Source organism: Olsenella sp. CU969, from assembly GCF_905219715.1.
GTDB classification, from domain to species: Bacteria; Actinomycetota; Coriobacteriia; order Coriobacteriales; family Atopobiaceae; genus Granulimonas; species Granulimonas faecalis.
Window position 1 is genome coordinate 1 of the sequence record NZ_CAJMXC010000104.1, and the last position, 4,903, is coordinate 4,903.

The following is a 4,903-nucleotide window of genomic DNA, read 5'->3' on the forward strand; positions in this document are numbered from 1 at the left end:
GTAAACCACCTTCGCGCGCAACCGCCCCCGGGCGGGAAAACGCCGCCTGCGGCCCCTCCAGGACGGCGTTGCGGCCTCAGCCGAGAAACCGCCCCCGCCCGGAACCGCTCCCGGGCGCTCCGTCTCTCCAACACGGTAGCCACCCCGGCCCGCGACCGCATCCGGACGGTCAGTCGCTTCAACGTGGCGACCGCTCCATCTGGCATGGCTTTCGGACGGGCGGCCCCTTCAACAAGGCGGCCGTCGCGGCCTGCAGCCGGTTCCGGACGGCATCAGCCCCCGAACCCCCGCATGCAGCGGCGCCTTCCAACAAAAAAGTGGTAAAGGGCGTCAATGCGAGGTCGGCACCGGCGCCGTCGCGACAGGGGCTCTCGCCAAAGCAGGGGAGGGGCTCATGCATCGTTAGGGAGTCCTCCTGAGAGGGCCTGTGCATCCGAAGATGCACAGGCCCTCGAAGTGACTCCCGTTGATGCATGAGCCCCTCCCCGGACAACCGGAAGGGAGCGCCCCTACTCCAGCTCGAAGGCNCCGGTATAGAGCTGGTAGTAGGTGCCCTTCTTGGCGATGAGCNNGTCGTGGCTGCCGCGCTCGATGATGCGGCCGTGGTCCAGCACGATGATCACGTCGGAGTTGCGCACCGTCGAGAGGCGGTGGGCGATGACGAAGGTGGTGCGACCCNTCATGAGGGCGTCCATGCCGCGCTGGACGATGGCCTCGGTGCGGGTGNCGATGGAGCTCGTGGCCTCGTCGAGGATCATGACGGGCGGGTCCGCCACGGCGGCGCGGGCGATGGAGATCAGCTGGCGCTGGCCCTGGGAGAGCTGGGAGCCGTTGTCGGTGAGCNGGGTGTCNNAGCCNTGGGGCAGGCGGCGGATGAAGTCGTCGNCCCNGGCCAGCTTGGCGGCGTCGAAGCACTNCTCGTCGGAGGCGTTGAGCCGGCCGTAGCGGATATTGTCGAGCACCGTGCCGGTGAACAGGTTTACGTCCTGGAGCACGATGCCCAGGGAACGGCNCAGGTCGCCCTTGCGGATCTTGTAGATGTTGANGCCGTCGTAGCGGATCTTGCCGTCGGCGATGTCGTAGAAGCGGTTGATGAGGTTGGTGATGGTGGTCTTGCCGGCACCGGTGGCGCCCACGAAGGCCACCTTCTGGCCCGGCTTGGCGTAGAGGGAGACGTCGTGGAGCACGGTGTGGTCGGGGNTGTAGCCGNAGTCCACGTNGTGGAAGCGCACGTCCCCGGCCAGCGGGGTGTAGGTGACCTCGCCGCTGTGGTGGGGGTGCTTCCAGGCCCACATGCCCGTGCGCTCCCCGGCCTCGGAGAGCTTGCCGTCGACCATGCGCACGTTCACCAGCTCGACGTAGCCGTCGTCGGTCTCGGGCTCCTCGTCGATGAGGGTGAAGACGCGCTCGGCGCCGGCCATACCCATGACCACGGGGTTCACCTGTTGGGAGATCTGGCCGATCTGGCCGGCGAACTGCTTGGTCATGTTGAGGAAGGGCACGGCGATGGCGATGGTGAAGGCCGACCCCGAGATGGAGACGCTGGGCACGTCGAGGGCCAGGAGGATGCCGGCCACCACGGCCACCACCACGTAGATGACGTTGCCCATGTTCATGAGGATGGGNGCGAGGNTGTTGGCGAACGTGTTGGCCTTGCGGCTCGCGTCGAAGAGGCGCTCGTTGTACTGGTCGAAGTCNGCCTCGGACTCGCGCTGGTGGCAGAAGACCTGCACCACGCGCTCGCCGTTCATGATCTCCTCCACGTGGCCCTCGACGGCGGCGATGGCGCGCTGCTGGGCCNGGAAGAACCGGGCGGAGCGCCCGGCGAGGGCCTTGGAGGACAGGGCCATCAGGGCGGTGCCCGCCACCACGACGATGGTCATCCACAGCGAGTACCACAGCATGATGAAGAAGACCGAGACGAGCACCAGGCAGGTCATGGTGATCTGGGGCAGCGACTGGGAGATCATCTGGCGCAGGGCGTCGATGTCGTTGGTGTAGAACGACATGATGTCGCCGTGGGCGTGGGTGTCGAAGTAGCGGATGGGCAGGGTCTCCATGTGGTCGAACATCTCCTCGCGGAACTTCTCGAGGCTGCCCTGGCAGATGATGGCCATGAGGCGGTTCCAGGTGAAGTTGGCGACGAGGCCCACGAGGTAGATGCCGGCCAGGGAGAGTGTGATCTGGCCGATGGGGCCCGCGGCGGACTCCCAGTCCCCGGTTGGCCAGCAGCGCCCCACCACGGCCAGGGCCTGCTGCATGAAGATGGCCGGGGCCGCGTTGGTGAGTGCGTTGATGAGCAGGCACACGAACACGATGGGCATGAGCACGGGATAGAACCGGAACAGCGACTTGAACACGCGCAGGATGACCGCCGGTTTGACGCCGGGGCGCTTCGCCTGCATGGTCTGCTTAGCCACGCTTGGCCTCCTTTCGGTCGATGTCCTCGATCTTCTCGTCGTGGGACTGCTTGTTCTGCGACATGTACACCTCGCGGTAGATGGGGGAGCGGCGCAGCAGCTCCTCGTGGGTGCCCACGTCGGCGATGGTGCCCCGGTCCATGACCACGATGCGGTCGGCGTCCTTAACCGAGCTGGTGCGCTGGGCGATGATGATCTTGGTGGTCTCGGGGATGAAACTCTTGAAGCCCTCGCGGATGAGGGCGTCGGTCTTGGTGTCCACGGCGCTCGTGGAGTCGTCGAGGATGAGGACCTTGGGCCGGGCGACCAGCGCCCGGGCGATGCAGAGGCGCTGCTTCTGGCCGCCGGAGACGTTGGTGCCGCCCTGCTCGATGTAGGTGTCGTAGCCGTCGGGGAAGCGCTCCACGAACTCGTCGGCCTGGGCCAGGCGGCAGGCCTCGATCACCTGGTCCATGGTGGCGNCGGGGTTGCCCCAGCGCAGGNNGTCGGCGATNGTGCCGCTGAACAGCACGTTCTTCTGGAGCACCATGGACACGGCGTGGCGCAGGGTGTCGAGGTCGTAGTCGCGCACGTCGNCGCCGCCCCCCTTGAGCGTGCCCTCCGTGACGTCGTAGAGGCGCGGGATCNGCTGCACGAGGGTGGACTTGGCGGAGCCGGTGCCGCCGATGATGCCGATGGTCTCGCCGCTCCCGATGTGCAGGTCGATGCCGTGGAGGGCGGGGAGCTCGCTGCTCTCGGAATAGGAGAAGTCGACGCCGTCGAAGTCGATGGAGCCGTCGGCCACCTCGCGGACGGGGTCTGCCGGGTCGTGGATGGTGGTCTCGGCCTGGAGCACCTCGTCGATGCGGCGGGCGCTCTCCATGGACATGGCGATCATGGCGAAGATCATGGAGAACATCATGAGGCTCATGAGGATCATGAAGCCGTAGGTGAACAGCGACGAGAACTGGCCGACGTTCATCACGGTGCCGCTCGTGGACACGATGGTGTAGGAGGCGAAGTAGATCACGCTNACGAAGATGACGGCCACGGCCAGGTTCATCATCGGGCCNTTGAGGGCGAGCAGCTTCTCGGCGCGGGTGAAGTCGGCCTGGACGTCCTTGGCGGCCACGCCGAACTTCTCCATCTCGAAGTCCTCGCGCACGAAGCTCTTGACCACGCGCATGCCCGAGACGTTCTCCTCCACCGACTCGTTGAGGGCGTCGTACTTGCGGAAGACGCGGCGGAAGATGGGCAGCACGCGGCGGATCACGAGGAACAGGCCGAAGGCCAGCGGGATGGTGACGTAGACGTAGACCCACGCCATGTCGCCCGCCATGACGAAGGCCATGACCAGGGCGAACACGATCATCATGGGGGCACGGATGGCGGTGCGGACGATCATCATGAACGACATCTGCACGTTGGTGACGTCGGTGGTCATGCGGGTGACCAGCGACGGGGTGGAGAACCGGTCGATGGTGGCGAAGGAGAAGGTCTGGNTGTTGTAGAACATGTCCTTGCGCAGGTTCTTGGCGAAGCCCGCGGCGGCCCGGGAGCAGGTGATGCCCGCCGCCGTGCCAAAGGCCAGGGAGGCCACGGCCATGACCAGCAGCACCAGGCCGGCCTGCAGGATGGAGGTCACCTGGGCCCCGGTATTGATCGCGTCGATGAGGTTGGCGGTCACGAAGGGGATCAGCACCTCGATGACCACCTCGCCCGTGACGAGGATGGGCGTGGCTATGGCCGCCCNCTTGTACTCGCGCAGGCTCTTGGCCAGTCTTTTAATCATCCAGCTCCTTCCAGTCTTTCTGCTTCCAGTGGTCGAGCANCCGGTCGAGCAGNCCCTNCAGCTGCTCCTGCTCGGTGNGGGAGAGGCAGGANAGGCTCCANGCCCTGAACCGGTCCCGGCGCGCGATCTCGGCCTCGGCCTCGGCGGCCCCCGCCTCGGTGAGCTTCACGATGAGCTTGCGGCTGTCGTCGGCGTCGCGGGTCCTGACCACGTAGCCGCAGGCCTCCATCTTGGCCAGGACCTCCGAGAGGGAGCTGGCCTTGATGCCGAAGCGGTCGCCGAGCTCCCGCTGGGTCTTGACGCCCCCGCTCTCGAAGAGGGCGCAGAGGATCTGGGGCTTTCCCGAGACGCCTCTTCCATGAAAGTACAGGTAGTGGCCCAGGCACTTGATGTCGAGCAAGGTGGAGTCGATGCGGTGCGCCTCGACGTTGTCCATGGGTTTCCAGACACCTCCTCAGGTCTTCACGATGTGGCCTAAGGATACTAGTCCCCTGGAACTGATATTGCAAGGTACCGAATGGTTCGGGACCAAAGTTTGTTCATAGGAGGGTGCGGGGCCTGAAAGGGGCGGCCGCACGGCGCCCATGGGCTGCGGCGGGCGGCCCGGGGCGGGCCGAAGGTCAGGCCAGGAGGGCCTCGAGGCCGTCGCGGGCCTTGGCGAGCACATCCTCGATCAGGCGGCCCTTCGCGGCGTCGAAACGGAAGCTCGGCG

At 66.2% G+C, this 4,903-nt stretch carries 3 protein-coding genes; all 3 read right to left on the reverse strand.

Going from position 1 to position 4,903, the window contains the following annotated elements; translation table 11 throughout:
* Positions 1 to 509: 509 nt before the first annotated feature.
* A complete protein-coding gene (locus JX283_RS07760) occupies positions 510 to 2,420 on the reverse strand; it encodes an ABC transporter ATP-binding protein (protein WP_370583434.1) in 1,911 nt (636 codons plus the stop codon).
* Positions 2,413 to 4,191 carry an ABC transporter ATP-binding protein gene (locus JX283_RS07765; RefSeq protein WP_204830063.1) on the reverse strand — a complete coding sequence of 593 codons (1,779 nt, stop codon included), beginning with the start codon at positions 4,189 to 4,191 and terminating at the stop codon, positions 2,413 to 2,415. Before JX283_RS07765 ends, JX283_RS07760 begins: the two co-directional genes overlap by 8 nt.
* A complete protein-coding gene (locus JX283_RS07770) occupies positions 4,184 to 4,627 on the reverse strand; it encodes a MarR family winged helix-turn-helix transcriptional regulator (protein WP_204830064.1) in 444 nt (147 codons plus the stop codon). The genes JX283_RS07765 and JX283_RS07770 overlap by 8 nt, the downstream gene beginning before the upstream one ends.
* Positions 4,628 to 4,903: the final 276 nt, after the last annotated feature.